Genomic DNA, 21,430 nt, shown 5'->3' with positions numbered 1-21,430 from the left:
AAGTTTGCCACTACATTTAATCCAAACAAAGTAAATAATAAGATTATTGGCGAGAATAAATATAATCCCCAGACTATAGACCAATTTTGACCTCTTCTATATCTGCTCATATTAAATGCCAAGCAACTGTTTTTTCTTAGCCTCAAATTCCTCTTTCGTTAAAATTCCTTCATCTAATAACTCTTTAAATTTCTTTAATTCATCTGCTGCTGAAACTTGGGCTATAGGATTTTGTCTTTTACTTTCAATCAGAGCAACTAACTCTTCTGCTTTGGCCAAATCCTTTTTATGAAACGTAATTGAGTTTTCATCAGCTGCTGCACTTAATGTGCCAGCTTTTGTTTCAATGGATCCTGCATAAGCGAATTGAATATAGCCCGTTGTTATTGAAGGCTTTTTAAATTGAATGGCTGATATTGAACTAATAGGGATAGACTTCTCACCTTTAGAGCCCCCGAGAGTCATAAAGTTCATTATTCCTTTTGGTTGTACTTTTACACTATAATCATCCACAATCACAATGAACTTTCCATTAGATTTAAATTCGAATACTTTGGCCATAGTTCATCCTCCTCTTTATTAATTTTATTTTATTGGTAAAAGATAGAAAAAGCTATAATGAAATTTGGAAATAAAATTGGTAACTAAGATATATATAATTCGATTGAATAAGGATAAACTGACTTGTAATGTTACACCATTATTACACAAATGGGCTTTTGTATATTGATAAATATAGGGTTGTACACCTTTATTATATGTCCTCCTGGGACGTCATAATAACGAATACAAATCCTTGATACCTATGGATTTGTGATGAAAGGGATTCTATCGTGGCTTCGGTCATCGATGCAGAATCCCTTTTTTGTTTTTCTCTAAATACAATAATTGAGTGTTTTGTTAGGGGCGAATCCATTGCAAAGTCTTTCATTATCGTAAATATAAAACAGCATAATATGGATAAAATGGATAATTCGTAACATTCAAAAAGAGACGCTATCTCAAGCATCTCTTTTTTTGCAATTCAAATATAATCGATTACTTTCTAAGTAAACCATATCCACCATGAATGACTTTTACATCAGATGCTGTAATAAGTGCTTTATCAACTTTTTGCTCAATGTCTTGGATCACTTTATCTTTGATTTTACGCTTTAAATGGAGGATCAGGATGCTTCGGTTAGTGTCTCTACCTTCTCCATGCATGACAGTAACGGCGACGTTCTGGCTTCGCAAGTAGTTTGCCAATTCTTGTCCCACACTTTCATCCACAATGACTTGAATGGTAATAAGTCCTATGGCCAATTTGGATTCCAGCCATATGCCAATATAGTTCCCGATTGCAAAGCCAATCGCATAAGCGACCATATTTGCAGGATTTTCGCTAATGTCGATTAATACTACACTGACTACCTTTAACCAAATCAGAACTTCAATGAATGCAATGAAAGAAGAGTAGCCCTTCATCCCTTTTGAAATAAAAACAGTCCGAACCGTACTCAAAGAAACCTCGATTACTTTCGCAAATAAAATAATGAGAAATTCCATATCAATTTCCTCCGAATTTTAGAAATTACGACCTCGAAATAGTAAAGCTAACGATCTTTTTAAGAAATAGCTGCGTGGTTCTATACTGTCTAATTATCCCTAATACACCTTTGCAAAACGTGGTAAGCCCTATCTTATTAACTAGAGGTTTCATTTTTCAAAATATGGCCTATATATTACTAGGCGACGTGACTATGAGAGAAGATTAGTGAGTCTTCAAGTTGTTCGAGACAACCAGCCGATTTCCAACGCAGAAGATTCTGCCTGTAAATTTTATTGAAGAACTTTGTAAAACAATAATAGGGGGGTAGACGTATTTTTCGGGTATGGTATTTGAAAGGGGTGTGGAGAAATTGGGAATCCACTAGAGGATTCGGTCATCAATCCAGAACCCTTTTTTATTAAACTTAAAATTGCGTGAAAAGAGTGCAGGAAATATCTTCCTAAACAATTAAACAATATTCATTTTAATAAAGGGGAATGACGATTCATTCGATGGAAGGTGTGTTTTAATTGGGTAAAAAGAAGGTTATTAAGAAGTTAATAGATCATGCACTCGCGGATCTTTATTTGGTTGAAAAGGAATTCCATCAAATTGTTAAACAAACTTCAAATAAATCCGGTACTTTTAAATGGGTAGAGCTATTGAGTGATTATGAATTGGAAGAATTATATGGTCGCCGTAAAGATCGGAAATATGCATCACTAACTGTTGAGCTGTATGCACTAATTGAACAACTGCTAAAAGATATCTATAAAGTGATTTTTGATGGGAAATATAGAAATACATCTGATGTTAATGTAATTCTTGATTTAGAGGAAAAAATGAGTGATTTTTTAAATTTTAAGAATAATACTAAAATCTTAGCAGATCTTAGAAGCTTTATTGTTCACGAAGACTTTTCTTTAAAGACAGCAAGGAAAAATGAAAGAATAAAAATTACAAAGAAAAATAGGATATTATTTAAACAGTTATTGAAAGATGTTGAAATATATATTGAAAATATAAAGATAAAATAATGCTAGGCACCTTCGTTTGAGTGTGCTGTTCTTTTGCATAGCCCAGTAATGATATACGGTACTCATGATTATAGTTTTAAATATATCTAAAGTTCAATATAAAACATTCCTATTATTATCCGATATACCTAGTTGGAATAAAAATTAAAGGGGCTTTAGTATTGGATATAAAAGAACTAATTTTAAAAATTAATAAATCAGTGGATGAGTTAGAATTTACTACAGCAAGAAAATACATCGAGGAAAATATTGAGTTAGTAAATCAAAATAGAATTCACTTAAAAAGAAATGCGAGAGAACTACTAAAGTTTCTATACGAACAGTTAGAATCTGGAGAAGCATCGTTAACAAAAATGGAGATTACTGTAATAAATACTCTTAACGTATACGCAACCAGGCTTGATATTAGAGGTATGAAACGCAATATAAAAGGAAACGAGCTATTGCTCCTGAAAAAAGAGACGATAAATTATCTAAATACTGATGCCAGAATCTTTTTAGAAAGCATGGGTGCAATCTGTAAATAATGGTTAAAAACAATTATCCTTCCATTTTTGTGGAAGGTTTTTATTTTGGAAAGGTGGCTATAAATGGAATTAATATTTAAAGGAGCAATATAATAGATGAAAAGGGAGGGGTTTGTTACTAACTTGCAAATTAGTGTTCAGCCAATCTTCTCCCACTAAAAATAGATAATTTATTAATTGAGGTTAAATGATAGTGAAAAATGAATCGTAATTTGAATAAAGCCTCTAGCGACTATTGAATTTGCCTTTAAGGAGAATAACCATGAAAATAGTACAAGTAGATGATAAAGTAAAGATTGGTGATTTTGAATTTTATGGTCATATTGCCCAAAAGCAATGGTGTTCGAACTGTAAGGCTAATTTAGTTTATTATGAAGAATTTGATGCTTATTTTTGTCCAGAATGTAATGAGTGGACTGAATCGAAATGTAGTGACCCTAATTGCAAGTATTGCCCTAATCGACCTTATAAACCTTTCTAACAAATCATCACACTGATCGAACAATTTGGTTGAGATGGAAGAAGTACTCGAAAGGATTGCATATAATTCCGTCAAAATGTGGAGTAGTAACAGTCATGTTAACTATATATCCTGAATATAATAAAACCAATTATTATTTATGCCTATTTTGTTGTTGCTTCCAACTTTTCCGTGAAGGACTTATTAGTGATAAGAGGGAGTGTAGACTTGACGATTTTAAATCCTCAATATTCATTTTTGGAGGCCGATTATCATAACTCTAGTCTAAGCAAGGTAAAGTTAATAAATGAAAGCAATGCACACCAAGCCTTGGAAGCTGAATTAGAAGCAACCGGCGGGTTCAAAAACACAATCATATGGCTATTAGTAAAATTAAATCCAGTGGCGCCAACCCTTTTATGGATACCCGCAGACATTTATTGCATTGTTTTTTTGATGACTGGAGAGTTGTTATCATTCTAAATTTGTTTTTCTTTAATCATCTTATTAATCAGTTTGATTTTTCGTCGAGAAATTTTCTCGGCGATTTTTTTATTACATAGGAATATTCCATAAAAAATTAGAATTAGAGTACTATATTAATTAATTTCTGGAGGAAAGCATTTGAATAAACTTAACTATCATGGATTTGTGTTTCTTGACTTTATTAATATTACAGAGAAAGAAATGGATAATTATCAATCGCTTGCTGGTTCATTTGCAGTCATAAAATGTGATGGGAAATTTCTAATGTGCTATAACATTTGGCGAAAGCAATGGGAATTACCCGCTGGAACTCGAGAAAGGGAAGAAACACCAAAGGAATGTGCAATTCGGGAACTCTACGAAGAAACTGGACAAGTAGTACCAGATATGGAATTTAAGGGATTGTTGAAATCAAAAAATACAATGAGTGGTGAGATTAAATTTAATCCCGTATATTTCACAACAACTGAAAAAATCCAGCCATTTAAAGAAAATGAAGAGATAGCGGAAATAAAGCTCTGGGATTTGGAGGAAGAAATTGGCTACCTTGACTCGTTGGATAGGAAGATACTAGATTATATATGATATAGAGATTCGTAGAGCCCTCACTAGCAGCGTAGAATATTGATTGGTAGAAGGGATAATAAGAATTTTCGTTAACTAAATAAGAAAATCTTATGAGATTCCATAAAATTAATAAAGTTTCATTATTAAATCCGTTAATGGTAAAATTTTGGTAAGTGCCAAAGGAGGGGAATCATATGAAAGCAATAATTCAGAATGAATATGGGGATGCAGGTGTACTTAGATACACAGATCTTGAAATACCGAAATTAGGTGATCGTGAATGTTTGATCAAGGTTGCGTTTACAGGTGTGAATTATGCAGATATTAAAGCCCGAAATGGGAATAAGGATAAAGCAACTTTCCCTTTAACATTAGGGTTGGATGCGGCTGGAACTGTTGAAATGACGAATCCGAATTCTCCTTTTTCGATAGGAGATCGGGTGATTGCTTTTCCTAAAGCGGGTTCATATGCAGAGTATGTGGTAGCCAATGAAAATCTGGTTTACAAGATTCCAGCCAGCCTTTCATTTGAACAGGCTGCGGCAATGCCAGTCGTATCATTCCTATCCTATATGCTTTTGCATGAGCTTGGACAAGTAAAAAAAACGAACACCATTGTCATCCATAGTGCGGCAGGCGGTGTAGGTTCGATGCTCGTTCAGCTAGCTAAATTATTTGGTGTTCAAAAAATAATAGGGACTGTCGGCAGTTTAGAAAAAGTAAGTTATGTCAGGAAATTAGGCGCAGATCTTGTCTACACTTATGAAACATTTACAGATGAGGTTTTAAGAGAAACAGATAATCAAGGTGCAAATCTAATCTTTGATTCAGTTGCAGGAAAGGTGACAAGAAAAAGTTTAGATTGCTTGGCAATTTATGGAACACTAGTACAATTCGGCAATAGCAGCGGCCAAGCAGGGACATTTACAACAAATGACGTTCATAGTAGCTGTAGAACGATTAAAGGATTTAGCTTGGGCACAACTAGAAAACATGATCCAGTGCGCTTGGCACCTGTTGCAGAAAAAGTAATAGAGCTCTTTGCTTCTGGACATATCAGTCTCCCAATTGCACAAGTATTTAATCTAAGTGATGCAGCAGATGCACATAGGTTGATAGAGAGCCGGAAGTATGAGGGGAAAGTTTTACTTAAGATATAGTGAAGAAGGAAGAGACCCTTCTTTTAAGTAGATACAATGAAATGCGCTTTCTATTTTTTTATTTCTTAAATGTATTCCATAAGTCTATTGTTGAAATTAAAAAAATGTTAATGAGGTGAATGGATGAATAAGAATCTAGTAATTGAACGATTAAATTCTATAGAGGATCACATAGAGGAGCTATCGGAGCTTCTAATTCGGGTAGTTGAAGATGGGGCATCGATCGGGTTTTTACCTCCATTACAACTGTCGGATGCTAAAAAATATTGGGAAAATGTATTAAGTCCAGATGTATTATTATATGTTGCCAAAAAAAACAATCAGATTGTTGGAAGTATCCAATTACATTTAAGTGCAAAGCCAAACGGTCGTCATAGAGCTGAGATTGCCAAACTAATGACCGATACTAATTTTCGCCGTAATGGTATCGGGCGTTCACTTATGAAAAAAGCAGAAGAACAAGCGATACAGCAGGGGAGATCATTAATAGTTCTTGATACACGAGAAGGTGATCCTTCAAATTTACTTTATACTTCAATGGGCTATATTGAAGCTGGGAAAATCCCTAATTATGCAGAGTCATCAGATGGACTATTCCATTCAACTGTTTATTATTACAAGATGATTGCTGATTGAGTGTAGCTAATTAGTTTTGGAACATTTATCCAATGAATTGCGTCCTTTCAATTATATAGAGGGAAGGGAGTTGTCCTAATAAAAGGAAAGCTTTTCATTGGCTATCGAAAATTTGTACGATTCAATTCTAAATTATGTAAAACTATCAATCAACAACTGGTTAATTATGGTAAAATGGTTAGGCGGGGTGATTTGATTGATTTTAGATTTATTTACATCGTGTTTCATTGTTTTAATTATGTATCTTTTAATAGAAAGAAAATTTAAAGGGAAGGAACGGTTCTTGGGTTATTTTATTATTGCGACTTTAATGTTCGTAATTATTCAACAATAAGATTCTCATATGTAAGGCTGTATATGCGTGGAATATCGTAAAAGGTATATAGAGATAGCAATTTTGAAGAGATTCTCTTTTTGAACAACCAAACAGAGTTGTAGTTTCTTTTTTATGTGACAGTGATTTATCATAATACGCCGATTGGAGATGAAATGAAGATAGATTGAATCTTTTCTGATCGGGGGTCATAGCTTGAATGAATTAATAATACTATATTGGCTGACTTGTTATGTAGCAGGAAATTTCATGACGGCATTTATCGTGGGAAAATGGTATCGAGTTGACTTGCGTCAACAAAAGAGTCGAAACCTAGGAGCACGCAATGCAGGTCGAGTCCTTGGGCGATTGGCATTTGTTATTACATTATTAGGTGATGCTCTAAAAGGGATACTTGTCATTATTTTGGGTCAAGTGATGGACTTTGAACAATGGATTTTAGCTATTGGTATGCTTTTTGTGATTGTCGGTCATCTTTATCCAGTCTTCCTAAGTTTTCACGGTGGCAAAGGTGTTGCCACATTCATTGGGGCTGGTTTATATCTGGAGCCCATATTATTTATTTGGATGATTGTAGGAACATTGTTGCTTTTCATATTTGTAAGAAACTTAACAGTCGGAATGCTTGGTGGATTCACTCTTTATATAGCCTCTATTATATGGGAAGGCAACATGCATACATATAGTGGAGTCATTCTGTCAATCTGTCTTATAATTTGGAAACATCGCAGTAATTTATCCCGCATAAACGGGCTAAGTAATCAGTAGGGATGGAATATCGCCTACTTAAAGACGGTCCTCTTAAACCAAATTTGTCAAAAGGAATGAGGGTTATTTCATGTATTGGTGTAAAATTGCGACAACGGAAAAGGAATTTGATGACATAGCTGCACTGAATTATGAAACCTTTGTGGAGGAAATTCCGCAGTATGTACCAAATGAAACAAGAAGGAAAGTGGACCGATTTCATAATGAAAATCAATACATAGTTGTATATAAAGAAACCGAGATAGTAGGTATGCTTGCTTTCCGAGATAATCGACCCTTTTCGTTAGATGAAAAGCTTGGAAAAATAGAGCAGTACTTACAGGAAAAAGATTGTGAGAAATTAGCCGAAATACGTTTGTTGGCAGTAAAAAAGGCATATCGTACGGGACGTGTATTCTATCGTTTAATACAAGCAGTATATGCGTTTGCCTATCACCAACGGTATTCCGCAGCTGTCATATCAGGAACTACCCGTGAACAAAAGCTCTATAGGCATATGGGATTTGAACCATTTGCTCCTGCAGTTGGAACGGAAGAAGCCAAATTTGTACCGATGATTTTAACTAGAAAAAAATTTGAACTTGAATTGGAAAAGAGAATTTCTAAGGGGAACCACTTTACTTTTTACCCAGGGCCAGTAAAACAAATTGTGCCATTAACCCATACCAGTTTATCGCATCGTTCTGATGAATTTAGAGATTTATTCGCAAGAATGAAAGACCAATTACTAACGCTCTCAAAGGCGAATCATATTACTACTGTGGTGGGGAGCGGCACACTAGCTAATGATGTCATGTTAGGACAATTAAAAGTAAGTAGCCAGAAAAAAGGTCTTATTTTAGTAAATGGGGAATTTGGTGAAAGATTGGTGGATCAAGCCACAAACTGGGAACTTTCTTTTGATACCTTATCTTCAGATTGGGGGGTGTCCCATGATTTAGTTGAAATTGAAAAACGCATAGAAACTGGCGACTATGAATGGGTATTAATGGTACATGGTGAAACGTCAACAGGTACACTGAACCCCATTGAACCCATTCTAGAAATGACAAAACGTTATCATGTGAAGTTATGTGCTGATTGTATAAGTTCATTTGGGGCATTCCCATTTTCAATGAACGAATTATTTTTGGCTACTTCTGTAAGTGGGAAAGCCATTGGAGCGATGAGCGGTCTTGCTTTTATTTTCTCACAACAGCTTGTGGAAGAGGCAAAACTGCCAACTTACCTCAATCTAGCGAGATATCAACAATCTAATCCTCCATTTACCATACCGGCAATGTTAGTGGCTAATACTTTTGATGCACTAAAAGAGTACCCAGCACGCTATAGACTGTTAGAACAAAGATTTATGCAACTACAAGATCTAGAAATTGTCGAAAGGTATGGAGTCCCAACAATTAATTTCCCTATGATTGTGACAGTACAACTACCAATTGAATTAAAAGGTATACAGGATGATTTGAAGTTAAACGGTATTCTATTGCATGCGGAAAGTGCGTACTTAAGAGAACGAAATTATGTACAGCTTTCCACAATACAACCAGATTTTGAAGAGGCAATTAAACAACTTCAACAGGTTATGGGTTATTATCTACTTATTTTAGTTGAGAACCTTGCCTATTGAATTAACATTAAAGCTAATCTGAAATTTTGCCGGATTAGCTATTTTTGTGCTTATTAAAGATAGAGAAAACTATGGAAATAATTACGTCTATCAAATAGAAAGTAGTCAGAGTTATAATATGGTTAATTTTATATTAAGGAGATTAATAAGTGAAAGAACTCTCGATTTTACCAAATGAATTAATACATAGAAATGAAAATAAATATTTTTGGCTTGTACTTATAATTAGTATCTTAACTTATGTTGTATTAGCAATGTCGATTGTTGGGATATTCGTACTATTTGCATTTATGCTAATGTCGTTTCTCTTTAGTGCCCTTATGATTGGAAATATCCGTTCAAATGCAGTGAAAATAAGTTCGGAACAGTTCCCTGAAGTTTTTAGTAAAGCGGAAGAACTATGTAGGGAAATGGAAATCAGTAAAATTCCAGACATTTATGTGTTACAGTCAGGGGGTATTCTGAATGCCTTTGCTACGCGTTTTTTTGGACGAAATATGGTAGTCATTTATGCGGAAATCTTTGAATTAATAAATACGAATCAGGAAGATGAACTCAACTTTGTCCTGGCGCATGAACTTGCACATATTAAACGAAACCATTTGTCAAAACAAATATTGATTTTACCTGCTATGTGGATACCTGGTTTGGCTGAGCTCTATTTAAGAGCTTGTGAATATACTTGTGATCGCTATGCTGCCTATTACACTCAAAATAGTGAAGCATCTAAAAATAGTTTAACGATGCTTGCGATAGGAAAACATCTCTATTTACATGTTGATAAAGAAGAATTTATGAAACAATTAAATGAAGAAAAGGGTTTTTTTGTTTGGCTAAGCCAAGTATTATCTACCCATCCAGCGCTACCAAAACGAATTGACGAAATTGCATTACTCTTTGGAGAAAGACAACATCGAATCATTGAACCCATTAAAATTAGGATGCTTTGGATAATAGTTAGCGGTCCATTAGCTGGACTAGTTGTATTATTCATTATCGGAATATACTACGCTGTGAATGAATTCCTTTTGTATGAACCTATGGACTATTATGAAGATGAAGAATACTACGAAGAAGATGCAGAGATTTCACCATTTATTACGGCGGTTGCAAATGGAGAAATTGATCAGGTATCACAGATGATCGAAAACGGAGAAGATGTTAACCAGGAAGACTATTATGGAAATACAGTATTAGATTGGGCTGTTAAAAGTGGAAATTCTGAAATAGTAGGATTGTTGCTTGAGGCAGGAGCTGATGCAAATTATGAAAGTAGTTATGGTATGACTGCTTTAATGACGGCTGCTGAACTTGGAGACCAAGAAATGGTCAAGCTACTAGTTAAGTCTGGTGCGGATCCAAATTATCAGGAATATGGCGGTTCTACAGCATTAACTTATGCAATTTACAGTTCAGATATAGGTACTGTGCAAGCATTACTAGATTTAGGAGCAGATCCAAGTTTGACTGATTCTGCAAATATGAATGCATATATGGTTGCAATTCAGTCAGGTGAGAGAGAAATTGGACAACTTTTGAAAAAATATTAAATAAAGTTTTCAAAAAGAAGAAGGGCATTAATCCATCAAGGATTGATGCTTTTTAATTTTAAAAGAAATCTATAAAGGAGAAACAACTTTATTACTCGAAATAGATATATAGAAAACTAGGGAGGGGTTATTTTTGGCAGGTATGCAAGTAGTGGAGCTTGATACAGAAATACTCGAGGGTATCGGGAGCTATTGCCTTAGAAGTAAGAAAAAAACGCTTGGGTACATAAATAAAAACAAGTGGCTGAACGAACGATTTGAGGAAGGCTTAAAATATGTTCAATTACTTGAAAATAATAAACAAGTAGGTTTTATAGAATATACGGATGCTGAATATTCTTCTAGAGTAGTTCATGCGGATAATTATTTGGTAATCCATTGCCTTTGGGTAGGCGAAACGGGCAAAGGATATGGTGCCAAGCTAATTAACCATTGTCTTCAACATGCAAGAAAAAATCATAAGCAAGGTGTTGTAGTGGTGACAAATCCAGAGACGTCTTGGACTCCGAGCAAAGATATCTTTTTAAAAAATAATTTTCAATTGATGGATACAGCACCGAAGAATTTTGAACTGCTTGTTTATCAACTGGGAAAAAGATACACGTTACCAAGCTTCCCAACTAATTGGGACGAGAGGGTTGCCAGATTCGAAGATCTAACGATAATACGCTCTTTCCAATGTCCGTACGTAGAAGTGGCGACGGAAAATATAATCGCAGGTGCCAACAAGTTGGGAATCGAAGTCAACATAATTGACCTGAAAAACAGAGAAGAGTTAATGGAGCTCTCACCAACACCTTATGGGATTTTTTCAGTTATTTATAAGAGAAACCTCATTACATTCCATCGATTAACTATTCATTCGGTCATGAAGCGTCTAAAGGAGCTTATGTAGATTCTAGATTGGTAGTAATGAATAGCATTGAATTATGCAATTGCCCATAGATGTATTAAAATTCCGTTGTTTTGGTCAACAACGTTCTATTTTTGAAAACAAAAAAATCTAACTGAAATTGCGTAAATTTTTGAACAGAATGCTACTGTAAATGTCTTCCCCAGCATAATTTCAATAATTAAAACGATGTCTAAATTTGATTATTTATCCATGTGGCTTTTATTCACAATTTGAATTAAAGAGGAAAAAGGAGTGGGATTAAATGACAAAACAGCTTTTGAAGGGAGTGGAAGGTGTTTTTATTCCAGTCAAAGACCCGAAAATTTCTGCAGAATGGTATAAAGAAATACTTGGCTTCGAGCTTATTTATATTGAAGAAGAGGCTGCTGTTATGAAGATTCATGAACTGGCTCAAACAGTCGTATGTCTTGTTCGGACAGTAAATCACCAACCGATGGAATTCCCCAAAAATGATTTTGGGGTAGGGAAGTATTATAATTTCATCCCTGAAGATATTGAGGAGTTGCATAAAATCCTGATAAAAAAGAAGGTTAAGGTGAATCCGATTGGTGGAGAAGGAACTAGCAGATTCTTCACTTTTTATGATCCGGACAATAATCCATTAGGTGTTTGCCAATAGGAGTTGCTTGCTGATTAGGTAAGGCATATTGAAAACATAAACTTATTAGGGAGTGCATCAGAAACAGAGTCTGTATTCCATATACAGGATTAAATAAAGGAGAGAAGGCTATGAGTAAATCATTTATTGAACAAGTACATTATATTAGAATTCCTGTAAAAGATTTAGAACTGTCTGCACAATGGTATAGAGATGTATTAGGGCTCCAGTTACTAAACAATACTGAGGAACTTGCAATTTTAAAAGTAAATGAAGGACCTTTCTTACTTATCTTAGTTCCAACGGAAGATGAAACATTTGCACATTTTACAATTGATAATGAACAAGAATTTAGCATTGGCTTTACAAGCCCAGAGTTATCTAAATTTCATCAACACTTAATTGATAATCAAGTTAGGGTCGATGATATAAAAGAAGATAATGGTCATGCCTTTTTCCACTTTTATGACCCAAATGGTAATAAACTTCAAGTACACTGGTAAGATTATAATAAAGAAATTACCTTATCTCATTAAAGGATGCTTTAACGGAATAAGAACGGGAACGTCCAAATCGGGCGTTCCCATATTTTTTGCCTGAAAAATAACAATTTTATTAACAAAATCATTTATTTAAATGAAAATTAATAATAAAATAATACCTAAATAAATAAAAATTTATTGTAAAACGATAAATTTTGTGTTAAATTCAATTAGAAAATAAATAAGTGAGGTGCTTTTGATGGAACGAGGATCAACACTCTTTCTGAAAATAGCTGTTATTCTAATGGGTTTACCGGTTCTTGCATTGTGCATTTTTGTGGTTCCAAATATAGCAAGTTTTGCAGCAGAATTATATCCTGATTATGCTTTTATTCAATATCTAGTATTAATTGATTTGTATGCAGCAGCAATACCATTTTACTTTGCACTGTATCAAGCTTTTAAACTTTTAAGTTATATCGATAACAATAAAGCTTTTTCGCAAATTTCAGTTCAAGCATTAAAGAATATTAAATTCAGTGCAATTTCAATTAGTATCCTGTACATCGTGGGCATGCCACTCTTTTACCTGATTGCGGAGAGAGACGATGCGCCAGGTATCATTTTAATTGCAATGGTTTTTGTATTTATTCCACTGGTTATTGCAGTCTTTGCTGCTGTTCTCCAAAGACTACTGCAGGAAGCTATTAACATAAAATCAGAAAATGATTTAACGGTCTGAGGTGAAAACATGGCAATAATAATCAATATTGATGTGATGCTGGCAAAAAGGAAAATGAGTGTAACAGAGTTATCGGAGAAGGTAGGAATAACAATGGCCAACCTTTCTATTTTGAAAAATGGAAAGGCCAAAGCAATTCGATTATCAACACTAGAGGCGATTTGTAAGGCATTGGAATGTCAGCCTGGGGATATTTTAGAATACAAAAGTGACGAAGAAGATAGTCAGGGTTAAAGGGAAATGATGGAAGAGAAAAAAAGGGTTTATATTTTATTAACTGATACCGGTACTGTTCTCACGAAAATTATAAAATGGTATACAAATGCCCCTTATAACCATGTTTCAATTGTCTTTGACGATAAACTCGACGAAATTTACAGTTTTGGTCGAAAAAATCCTAGAAATCCACTCATAGCTGGTTTTATTAGAGAAGATGTCTATTTCGGTACGTATCGCTATTTTGATGACACAAGATGTCTTTTTTTAAAAATAGAAGTTTCAAAAAGTGAATATAATGCCATTAGAAATATGATTCAATGCTTTAATTCGAATAAAGATCGATACGCTTATAATTTGCTGGGACTCGTTGGTGTGGCGATTCGAATTCCGATTAATCAAAAAAATAAATATTTTTGCTCGCAATTTGTTGCCGAGGTTTTTAAAAGAAGTGGCTTAAATTTATGGGATCTTCCATCAGCTCTTATTTCACCAAATGACTTTTTGATGCATCCGCGCTTTGAATTAGTTTATGAAGGAAGATTGTATAACTACCCACTCTTGGATTATGGATTGTTGTCCGTGTCACCAAATAGTTTGGACTATGTATTTACTAACAAGAAGCTTACACTATAATTTTATAACTTATGCTAATGGAAAGCTGATTCTCTAATCAAGAGGTCAGCTTTTTCGTTTAGGTAAGGTAATACTAGAAAGTAAGTTCCTACGTCAAGAGTGTAATTGATGCAAAGAGTATGGATAAAGCCTAGCCATTAAAAAGCGGATAGGCTTTATCAATTCGTTTGGAGGCTTTCTATTTCAGATTCCAAATGAGGATAACTTCTGCAATTCGACCTAAATACATAAGATTATTCTATCTGACATTCTGTTTTAACTTTTATTCAATCGTTCATTATTATTTCTATTCTTTTTTTGAAGATATCTCGGCTAGAGTATAATTCATGTCATTATATAAATGTTTGGCCATTAGTTCACCAGCGAGCTGTTCATTTCTGTCCTTAATTGCCATATATATTTCCTCATGTTCATCTATTAAATGCGGTCGTTTATATATATCAAGCTTAAGACTAAATAAATAGAATATTGTACGTGCTTTCTCCAATATATGAATCATGCTTGGATTATTGCATTCATCTACAATTAGATCATGAAAGAGTTGGTTTGCATTGTAGATACTTTCTGACTGACCTTTTCTAGATTGTTTTATCGTATTTCCAAGTTCTTTTAGTTTTTCAGATGTCATATTTTTTGCTGCTTTTTCAGCTGCAAAACTTTCTAATAGTATACGCATCTCATATAAATATTTTAAATCTTCGATAGTAGGATTATAGACGTGCTTTTTCTTGATTAATCCTTCTTGTTCCAGTCTTCTGATTGCTTCACGGATGGGTGTTCGACTAACACCTATCTCATCAGCTAGACGTTCTTCAACTATTTTCATGCCACCTTTAAAACTTCCGTCCAACATACGATCTCGAATATATTCATAAGCGTATTTTTGGGCATTTTTTTTGTCTGAAACCATAATGTAGGCCCCCCGAAAATTTTTCAACATACCAATTATACTCTAAAAGGTACTTTTTTTAATTGATTACTTAATAAATCATTTCACAATAATAATGCTAAAGCTTGTACTTTTAATTGTATTAATTAATAATCAATTACAGATAACAAATGTCCTAAATTGTGACATTTACATTTAGATGTGAAGGTAAAATGAAATGGCTTAAATCACTAAATTAATCTTTACTAAAAATGGTGTTTGTAATTAACTCTTAAGGGAAAGCCCCGAATGGAAAATCTCTCTCCAAACTATCTTTCGAAAATTTTAACAAAACTTGTAAAGGCAGTTCAAATAAAAATCCCGATGTTATTAGAGGAGGAGTTATAGATGTTAGATTGTGTCATTATTGGTGGGGGTCCAGCAGGCTTAAATGCTTCACTTGTCCTTGCAAGAGCAAAGAAGAATATTATTTTATTTGATGAAGATAAACCGAGAAATGCTGTAACTCATGAATCTCATGGATTTATTACAAGAGATGGAATTAAGCCATCTGAATTTAAAAGAATTGCCCAACAAGACTTAATGAAATATCCAAATATCAAACTTCAAAATGAAAAAGTACTTGAAATTAAAAAAGAAATAAATTCCTTTTCCGTCTTAACAAAAAACGGTCTATATATAGCGCGAAAGATAATTTTATCAACCGGTTTAGTTGATGTACTCCCGTCAATAGATGGGATTCATGATTTTTATGGCACAAGCTTGTTCAGTTGTCCATTTTGTGATGGCTGGGAGTTGAAAGATCTTCCACTAGTTCTCATTACAGAAAATCCAAGTGGGTTTCATAAAGTAAAATTGATTTATAATTGGAGTAAGAATCTGATTGTTTGTACGAATGGGAAGAAAGTATTCTCGATGGAGCAGATGGAATTATTATCAAGGAAAAAAATTAGAGTGATTGAAGAAGAAATAGCAGCTTTACATGGAGAAGCAGGAAAGTTAAAAACGATTCGATTTAAAAATGGCTCTGAAATTGAGAGAATGGGTGGATTCGTTAGTGCTGGTCTAAAACAAGCATCTTCACTAGCACAATCTTTAGGCTGCAAGCAGCACAATAATGGAGGAATTCAAATAGACAATTTTGGACGTACCAATGTAGCAGGAGTTTATGCGAGTGGAGATATTTCACTTTCCACACCATCTCAAGTCATCAATGCAGCAAGTGAAGGAAGTATTGTCGCAATGAGTGTCATAAATGACTTAGTGCATGAAGATTTTTAAAAGTTACATCTAGTGAATGGTTAGCGGTGGATTTCGGTACTGGGGTCTGCTGTTTTTTTATGCAAAAAAAGAACATGGTAAAGGTTCCATGCTCTTAAGAGTGAAAGTCTATCAATGCTAAGCAGGAGGAATAATGCCCGCAATAAGGAGTATAAACAGTACGAGTCCAATTATTAGCAAAAGTACAGAAGCCATAAAAATAGGACCTCTTTTGAAAATAAACGGTTCACTTTTTTGCAAGATACCGGTCCTGGCACTTACGTCAGAAGAGGCCATATTGGAGATGATTCCACCGCTACTTGTAAAGAATAAAATGACTACAGTGAAGGCAACCCCTGTGAAGAACATTACTTCAAACATCCTTACAGAGAAGAATGATGCCACTAGATAGGTAATAAGGAGCTCTATGATAAAGGCAACTGTTAAAATCATTAGATATTTTTTTCTCATAAATATCCCCCCTTTTTATTTGTTTACGAAACAGAAAAAGTAAAGATTTCAATTTTTTTGAAAATTAAGAGTTTACTTGAGGCAAACGTATTAAATTAAAGAACCCTTCATCACATTTATTGGGCTTATTGCATATTGTAAAAAAAGTCTAGAATGAGGGGAAGAAATAACATGAATTCAGAGTTGTTTCCTGCTCTTTTAGCTGGTCCAATGATACGGCGTCTTGATGCTTCAAAAGTATTTATATGGGTGGCAACAAGTAAAGAATTTACCATATCTGCAGAAGTGTGTGAAATAGCCAAAATGGGTGAAAAAGAATTCTATTCAAAAATTCAATCAACAACTGAAAAAGAAACTATTCAATTTGGAGAGAACTTATTTATTAATCTAATCAAAATAACCCCCGATTCAAACCTTTTCCCTACCAATCAATTAATAGGTTACAACCTACATTTTCAAAATCAGCAAGATTCCTTTGATTTGGCAGATCTTGGTCTTTTGTCTCAGGATAATTCCAAAAGTATTGTTTATGATTCCTTTAAATATCCAACATTCTTTATCCCCAAAAAGGAGCGAGTGCTAGCGGCTAAATTTCTGTTTGGGTCCTGTCGAAAGCCTCAGGGTGAAGGCGAAGATACTTTAGCTAAAGCTGACCGTCTCTTAGTAGAACATAGTCGTAACTTAAGTGAAAGGCCAGAAGCCCTCTTTTTGATGGGCGATCAAATTTATGCAGATAATGTAGCAGATCCACTTTTTCGCCCGATAAACCAGTTAGGGCAAGCGTTGATGGGAGTACAGGAAAAATTGACATCTATTGATAAACGGATAAAAGGTAGCTTAAGAGATTTAAAGCTCATTAACGGAAGAAAAGAAATTGTGAAGGACTTTGCGAGCTTTTCATCCCGGAATGGGTCCAATCACCTGATTGAGTTTGGTGAGTATGCGGCAATGTATTTATTATCTTGGAGTCCGATTTTGTGGGAAGTAATTCGAGAAGTAAATCTCTTGGAATCCTTTGATGAGGCATTTGAAAAGGGGCAATTTCATTTAAAATTAGCAAAAGCGACCGATAAGCTGAAGAAGCTTGAAAAAAAACAATTGCAAAAACGTTATATTGAGCATGATAAGCTCATCAGCAATTGTCATTCTGAAACCTATAAAATTAGAAGATTATTCGCAAATATCCCTACTTATATGATTTTTGATGATCATGATATAACAGATGACTGGAACATAAATGCAGAGTGGAAAGAAACTGTTCAAAACGCACCTTTAGGACAACATATTGTGACCAATGGACAATCAGCTTATTTTGCCTTTCAGGGCTGGGGGAATGAGCCAGAAGTTTTCAGCCATGATTTCATTTTCAAAATAAAAAGGTATTTCCGAGATTTACAAAATAATGAAATGATGAATAATTATGAGGAATGGATTAATTTGTTAAGGGACCATCAACCTTGGCATTTTGTAACGCCGACAACTCCGAAAGCCGTTTTTCTTGATACTAGGACATTGAGAGAATATGAGGATAAGCCAAAGACGCAAGCTTCGGAACAACTAGTGGAGGAAAGGACATTCCCGCCTCAGTTAGTTAATGAACACGAATATCAAGCAATTACAAAAAAGCTGCAGAAAAGCGGGTGGCAAAAAGGAGATCCTTTAATTATCATCTCACCAACCCCCGTAATCGGGTTTGATTTAATCGAAAAGGCAATTCTTAAATTTCTGCCCACATTAGAAAAGCTAGGGGCACATATCCAAACGATTTTTGATATAGAAGCGTGGAGGTATAATGGAAAGGGTCTTACGAATCTACTAAATCAGCTAGCAGAATGGAATCCAATTAATCTTGTAATTCTCTCCGGCGATGTCCATTACAGTTTTTTAGTCACCTCATCCTATACATTTTCAAATGGGAAAGAATTATCGATTAAGCAGATTACCTCAAGCCCGTTAAAGAATAAGAGTTTTAAGAACTTCGGTATACTAGTAAAAGCTACAGCAGCACTCAATCAAATGTTGCAACAAACAGAAGCAATCTATCGATTCTGTGATCCTTCTTATCAAATCCATGATTCAGAAAAAAATTCCCTTCCAGAAAAAGATTTTCTATGGAAAGAGAAGTTACTTTATGACCAAATTTCGGGCAATTCCATTATTGAAACAGAGAATACATTAGGGTTTCTATCCTACTCAGCTAATCATGTTGAAAATAGGTTTGTAAAATAGATTTGGAGTACCGTTTGTTTAACAACGTGAGACTAGTCCACAAAACGTTAGGTATCGTGGAAAATAGAAGAGGAAAAGAGCAGTGAAAAGTCCACGAGAAGAGGAATCTTAGACAATAGAAGCGAAAGAGAGCAGTGAAAAGTCCACGAGAAGCGGAATCGTGGACAATAAAAGCGGAAGAGAGCAGTGAAAAGTCCGCGAGAAGAGTTGTCGTGGACAATAAAAGCGGAAAAGAGCAGCGAAAAGTCCACGAGAAGAGTACTCGCGGACAATAGAAGCGGAAGAGAGCAGCGAAAAGTCCGCGAGAAGAGTTGTCGCGGACAATAGAAGCGAAAGAAAGCAGTGAAAAGTCCACGAGTAGAGTAGTCGTGGACAATAGAAGCGGAAGAGAGCAGCGAAAAGTCCACGAGAAGCGGAATCGCGGACAATGGAAGCGGAAGAGAGCGGTGAAAAGTCCGCGAGAAGAGAACTCGTGGACAATGGAAGTGGAAGAGAGCAGTGAAAAGTCCACGAGAAGAGTTGTCGTGGACAATAGAAGCGGAAGAGAGCAGCGAAAAGTCCGCGAGAAGAGGTGTCGCGGATTAAGTCCATATAATTGTGTAAAAAGAAAAAGAGTCATTTTATTCTCTCTTGGATACAATGTTTTCAGCGACGATAAACATGAAAGAGGGAATAATAATGACTCAATTACAGTTTAACTTAGATATGGACTTTTTAAAAGATTCTGTACTAAATTCTGACTTAAATACAGTGGTTAAATCTGCTTTAGTATTAGTTTTAAATGAGTTTATGGAAAAAGAAAGAGACGAATATTTAAATGCAGCGGCTTATGAGCGTTCGAATGATCGAATCGATTACCGAAATGGCTACTACGAGCGTGAAATCGTTATGAGTGTTGGAAAACTAACTTTAAAAGTTCCTAGAACTCGCAACGGTGAATTTTCTACTAGTGTGTTTGAAAAATATGCTAGACATGATCAAGCGTTGATTCTATCGATGATAGAAATGGTTGTAAATGGTGTCTCCACAAGAAAGGTAACTCAAATTGTGGAACAGCTTTGTGGTGAAACTGTATCAAAATCACTCGTGTCTTCACTGACTCAAAAACTAGATCCCATTATTAACACTTGGGCAAACAGACCTTTAAACACGACTTACTATCCTTATATTTTTCTGGACGCAATGTATATTAAAGTGCGTGAACATCACCAAGTTGTATCGAAGGCTGTCTATATTGCAACGGCTATTACAGAAGAGAATAAACGTGAAATTTTGGGTTTAAGTGTAGACCATGTGGAGAGCTATGATAGCTGGAGTCGTTTTCTTCAACACTTAAAATCCCGAGGAACTCAATCACCCAAGTTAGTTATATCTGATGCTCACCAAGGTTTACGAAAAGCCATCCAACGCGAATTCATCGGAACTACATGGCAAAGATGCAACGTACATTTTAAACGTAATATTATTGAAAAGCTGCCGAAAAAGGATTCAGGAGATTTCCGTCTCATGATTAGACGTATCTTTGATGCAGTTACCCTTGATGATATGCGCAAATTTAAAGATGAATTAATGAATCAGTATGCAGAAGATCGCAGATATGAAAAAGCACTTACAGTACTAGATGAAGGTTTCGAAGATACCATTCAATATATGAATTTTCCGAAAGGTATACGTGTCAATATTCGAAGTACGAATTCTCTGGAACGACTAAATCAAGAAGTACGTAGAAGAGAGAACGTAATCCGTATCTTCCCTAATACCCAATCTGCCTTTAGATTAGTTGGTGCTGTGTTAATGCACTATCAAGAAAACGATTATTCAAAAAGAACAGGACTTTCTAGATAGTATTTCTGATTTATCTTGTCAACCTTAACTCCCGCCCAGGGAGTATCTCACATTCCGTAAAGGCTATCAAAGTGAAAAGAGCCTTTGACAGCCTTTACGGAATATGAGTGATTAACCCATGGGAGTTAAGGGAGAAAAATGTAGTGGGTGGATAATTTATTACCCCCAATTTTTACAATTAAAATTTAGTTGAAAACATTCGTATTGAATTTTACACAATAACTTGGACTTGACTGTGTCGCGGACAATAGAAGCGAAAGAAAGCAGTGAAAAGTCCACGAGAAGAGTAGTCGTGGACAATAAAAGCAGAAGAGAGCAGTGAAAAGTCCACGAGAAGAGGACTCGCGGACAATAAAAGCGGAAAAGAGCAGTGAAAAGTCCACGAGAAGAGTACTCGTGGACAATTGAAGCGGAAGAGAGCAGTGAAAAGTCCGCGAGAAGAGAACTCGTGGACAATGGAAGC

23 protein-coding genes are annotated in these 21,430 nt (G+C 35.0%); 19 read left to right on the top strand and 4 right to left on the bottom strand.

Annotation, left to right across the window (positions count from 1 at the left end; all coding sequences use genetic code 11):
* Window positions 1–111 precede the first annotated feature (111 nt).
* Window positions 112–561, bottom strand: coding sequence for a DUF4429 domain-containing protein (locus C1N55_RS13305; RefSeq protein ID WP_137729282.1), 450 nt, complete (start codon window positions 559–561; stop codon window positions 112–114).
* A 477-nt stretch (window positions 562–1,038) separates the two neighbouring features.
* The gene (locus C1N55_RS13300) at window positions 1,039–1,548 is read right to left on the bottom strand and encodes a DUF2179 domain-containing protein (protein WP_137729281.1); all 510 of its coding nucleotides are present in this window, start codon (window positions 1,546–1,548) and stop codon (window positions 1,039–1,041) included.
* Between the two features lie 513 nt (window positions 1,549–2,061).
* On the opposite strand from C1N55_RS13300, the gene C1N55_RS13295 reads away from it, so the two are divergent.
* The 16 genes from C1N55_RS13295 to C1N55_RS13220 all read left to right on the top strand — a co-directional run bounded on the left by C1N55_RS13295 (window position 2,062) and on the right by C1N55_RS13220 (window position 14,273).
* A complete protein-coding gene (locus tag C1N55_RS13295) occupies window positions 2,062–2,568 on the top strand; it encodes a nucleoside-diphosphate sugar epimerase (RefSeq protein ID WP_137729280.1) in 507 nt (168 codons plus the stop codon).
* A 161-nt stretch (window positions 2,569–2,729) separates the two neighbouring features.
* Window positions 2,730–3,095, top strand: coding sequence for a hypothetical protein (locus C1N55_RS13290; RefSeq protein WP_137729279.1), 366 nt, complete (start codon window positions 2,730–2,732; stop codon window positions 3,093–3,095).
* A 262-nt stretch (window positions 3,096–3,357) separates the two neighbouring features.
* Complete coding sequence (locus tag C1N55_RS13285; RefSeq protein WP_137729278.1) at window positions 3,358–3,576, top strand: hypothetical protein; 219 nt, start codon at window positions 3,358–3,360, stop codon at window positions 3,574–3,576.
* 207 nt (window positions 3,577–3,783) lie between these two features.
* The gene (locus tag C1N55_RS13280) at window positions 3,784–4,038 is read left to right on the top strand and encodes a hypothetical protein (protein ID WP_137729277.1); all 255 of its coding nucleotides are present in this window, start codon (window positions 3,784–3,786) and stop codon (window positions 4,036–4,038) included.
* Window positions 4,039–4,179: 141 nt separating this feature from the next.
* Complete coding sequence (locus tag C1N55_RS13275; protein WP_137729276.1) at window positions 4,180–4,626, top strand: NUDIX hydrolase; 447 nt, start codon at window positions 4,180–4,182, stop codon at window positions 4,624–4,626.
* Window positions 4,627–4,802: 176 nt separating this feature from the next.
* Window positions 4,803–5,768, top strand: coding sequence for a quinone oxidoreductase family protein (locus C1N55_RS13270; protein ID WP_137729275.1), 966 nt, complete (start codon window positions 4,803–4,805; stop codon window positions 5,766–5,768).
* A gap of 123 nt (window positions 5,769–5,891) precedes the next feature.
* On the top strand, window positions 5,892–6,404 hold the full coding sequence (locus tag C1N55_RS13265) for a GNAT family N-acetyltransferase (RefSeq protein ID WP_137729274.1): 513 nt from the start codon (window positions 5,892–5,894) through the stop codon (window positions 6,402–6,404).
* A 529-nt stretch (window positions 6,405–6,933) separates the two neighbouring features.
* Window positions 6,934–7,506, top strand: a complete 573-nt coding sequence (locus C1N55_RS13260) for a glycerol-3-phosphate acyltransferase (RefSeq protein ID WP_240758296.1) — start codon at window positions 6,934–6,936, stop codon at window positions 7,504–7,506.
* A 70-nt stretch (window positions 7,507–7,576) separates the two neighbouring features.
* Window positions 7,577–9,133 carry a GNAT family N-acetyltransferase gene (locus C1N55_RS13255; RefSeq protein ID WP_137729273.1) on the top strand — a complete coding sequence of 519 codons (1,557 nt, stop codon included), beginning with the start codon at window positions 7,577–7,579 and terminating at the stop codon, window positions 9,131–9,133.
* 149 nt (window positions 9,134–9,282) lie between these two features.
* On the top strand, window positions 9,283–10,683 hold the full coding sequence (locus C1N55_RS13250; protein ID WP_137729272.1) for a M48 family metallopeptidase: 1,401 nt from the start codon (window positions 9,283–9,285) through the stop codon (window positions 10,681–10,683).
* Between the two features lie 142 nt (window positions 10,684–10,825).
* Window positions 10,826–11,578 (top strand): GNAT family N-acetyltransferase, encoded by a 753-nt coding sequence (locus C1N55_RS13245; RefSeq protein ID WP_137730647.1) that lies wholly within the window; start codon window positions 10,826–10,828, stop codon window positions 11,576–11,578.
* Between the two features lie 262 nt (window positions 11,579–11,840).
* A complete protein-coding gene (locus C1N55_RS13240) occupies window positions 11,841–12,218 on the top strand; it encodes a VOC family protein (RefSeq protein ID WP_137729271.1) in 378 nt (125 codons plus the stop codon).
* A gap of 110 nt (window positions 12,219–12,328) precedes the next feature.
* On the top strand, window positions 12,329–12,700 hold the full coding sequence (locus C1N55_RS13235; protein ID WP_137729270.1) for a VOC family protein: 372 nt from the start codon (window positions 12,329–12,331) through the stop codon (window positions 12,698–12,700).
* A gap of 238 nt (window positions 12,701–12,938) precedes the next feature.
* A complete protein-coding gene (locus C1N55_RS13230) occupies window positions 12,939–13,421 on the top strand; it encodes a DUF2975 domain-containing protein (RefSeq protein ID WP_137729269.1) in 483 nt (160 codons plus the stop codon).
* Between the two features lie 9 nt (window positions 13,422–13,430).
* Complete coding sequence (locus C1N55_RS13225) at window positions 13,431–13,655, top strand: helix-turn-helix domain-containing protein (RefSeq protein WP_137729268.1); 225 nt, start codon at window positions 13,431–13,433, stop codon at window positions 13,653–13,655.
* A gap of 6 nt (window positions 13,656–13,661) precedes the next feature.
* Window positions 13,662–14,273 carry a C40 family peptidase gene (locus tag C1N55_RS13220; protein ID WP_205758472.1) on the top strand — a complete coding sequence of 204 codons (612 nt, stop codon included), beginning with the start codon at window positions 13,662–13,664 and terminating at the stop codon, window positions 14,271–14,273.
* 286 nt (window positions 14,274–14,559) lie between these two features.
* Here the strand turns inward: C1N55_RS13220 and C1N55_RS13215 are convergent, their stop codons facing one another.
* Window positions 14,560–15,183 carry a GntR family transcriptional regulator gene (locus C1N55_RS13215; RefSeq protein ID WP_137729267.1) on the bottom strand — a complete coding sequence of 208 codons (624 nt, stop codon included), beginning with the start codon at window positions 15,181–15,183 and terminating at the stop codon, window positions 14,560–14,562.
* Between the two features lie 366 nt (window positions 15,184–15,549).
* On the opposite strand from C1N55_RS13215, the gene C1N55_RS13210 reads away from it, so the two are divergent.
* A complete protein-coding gene (locus C1N55_RS13210; RefSeq protein ID WP_137729266.1) occupies window positions 15,550–16,443 on the top strand; it encodes an NAD(P)/FAD-dependent oxidoreductase in 894 nt (297 codons plus the stop codon).
* 117 nt (window positions 16,444–16,560) lie between these two features.
* Here C1N55_RS13210 and C1N55_RS13205 read toward each other — a convergent pair whose 3' ends face one another.
* The gene (locus tag C1N55_RS13205; RefSeq protein ID WP_137729265.1) at window positions 16,561–16,893 is read right to left on the bottom strand and encodes a hypothetical protein; all 333 of its coding nucleotides are present in this window, start codon (window positions 16,891–16,893) and stop codon (window positions 16,561–16,563) included.
* A 171-nt stretch (window positions 16,894–17,064) separates the two neighbouring features.
* On the opposite strand from C1N55_RS13205, the gene C1N55_RS13200 reads away from it, so the two are divergent.
* Together C1N55_RS13200 and C1N55_RS13195 are read left to right on the top strand one after the other, a co-directional pair.
* Entirely contained in the window at window positions 17,065–19,122 is a 2,058-nt protein-coding gene (locus C1N55_RS13200) for a metallophosphoesterase family protein (RefSeq protein WP_168193857.1), read from the top strand.
* A 678-nt stretch (window positions 19,123–19,800) separates the two neighbouring features.
* Window positions 19,801–20,967: an IS256 family transposase gene (locus tag C1N55_RS13195; RefSeq protein WP_137727068.1), complete on the top strand. Its 1,167-nt coding sequence runs from the start codon at window positions 19,801–19,803 to the stop codon at window positions 20,965–20,967.
* The last annotated feature ends 463 nt before the right edge of the window (window positions 20,968–21,430 follow it).

The organism is Lysinibacillus sp. SGAir0095 (assembly GCF_005491425.1).
Lineage (GTDB): Bacteria > Bacillota > Bacilli > Bacillales_A > Planococcaceae > Ureibacillus.
This window is presented reverse-complemented; position numbering and strand designations above follow the sequence as displayed.

Excerpts from the sequence above, each read along its gene's own strand:
- C1N55_RS13305 (WP_137729282.1), bottom strand. The coding sequence starts at position 561 with ATGGCCAAAGTATTCGAATTTAAATCTAATGGAAAGTTCATTGTGATT.
- C1N55_RS13300 (WP_137729281.1), bottom strand. The coding sequence starts at position 1,548 with ATGGAATTTCTCATTATTTTATTTGCGAAAGTAATCGAGGTTTCTTTG.
- C1N55_RS13285 (WP_137729278.1), top strand. The coding sequence starts at position 3,358 with ATGAAAATAGTACAAGTAGATGATAAAGTAAAGATTGGTGATTTTGAA.
- C1N55_RS13270 (WP_137729275.1), top strand. The coding sequence starts at position 4,803 with ATGAAAGCAATAATTCAGAATGAATATGGGGATGCAGGTGTACTTAGA.
- C1N55_RS13265 (WP_137729274.1), top strand. The coding sequence starts at position 5,892 with ATGAATAAGAATCTAGTAATTGAACGATTAAATTCTATAGAGGATCAC.
- C1N55_RS13255 (WP_137729273.1), top strand. The coding sequence starts at position 7,577 with ATGTATTGGTGTAAAATTGCGACAACGGAAAAGGAATTTGATGACATA.
- C1N55_RS13245 (WP_137730647.1), top strand. The coding sequence starts at position 10,826 with ATGCAAGTAGTGGAGCTTGATACAGAAATACTCGAGGGTATCGGGAGC.
- C1N55_RS13240 (WP_137729271.1), top strand. The coding sequence starts at position 11,841 with ATGACAAAACAGCTTTTGAAGGGAGTGGAAGGTGTTTTTATTCCAGTC.
- C1N55_RS13235 (WP_137729270.1), top strand. The coding sequence starts at position 12,329 with ATGAGTAAATCATTTATTGAACAAGTACATTATATTAGAATTCCTGTA.
- C1N55_RS13230 (WP_137729269.1), top strand. The coding sequence starts at position 12,939 with ATGGAACGAGGATCAACACTCTTTCTGAAAATAGCTGTTATTCTAATG.
- C1N55_RS13225 (WP_137729268.1), top strand. The coding sequence starts at position 13,431 with ATGGCAATAATAATCAATATTGATGTGATGCTGGCAAAAAGGAAAATG.
- C1N55_RS13220 (WP_205758472.1), top strand. The coding sequence starts at position 13,662 with ATGATGGAAGAGAAAAAAAGGGTTTATATTTTATTAACTGATACCGGT.
- C1N55_RS13215 (WP_137729267.1), bottom strand. The coding sequence starts at position 15,183 with ATGGTTTCAGACAAAAAAAATGCCCAAAAATACGCTTATGAATATATT.
- C1N55_RS13210 (WP_137729266.1), top strand. The coding sequence starts at position 15,550 with ATGTTAGATTGTGTCATTATTGGTGGGGGTCCAGCAGGCTTAAATGCT.
- C1N55_RS13205 (WP_137729265.1), bottom strand. The coding sequence starts at position 16,893 with ATGAGAAAAAAATATCTAATGATTTTAACAGTTGCCTTTATCATAGAG.
- C1N55_RS13200 (WP_168193857.1), top strand. The coding sequence starts at position 17,065 with ATGAATTCAGAGTTGTTTCCTGCTCTTTTAGCTGGTCCAATGATACGG.
- C1N55_RS13195 (WP_137727068.1), top strand. The coding sequence starts at position 19,801 with ATGACTCAATTACAGTTTAACTTAGATATGGACTTTTTAAAAGATTCT.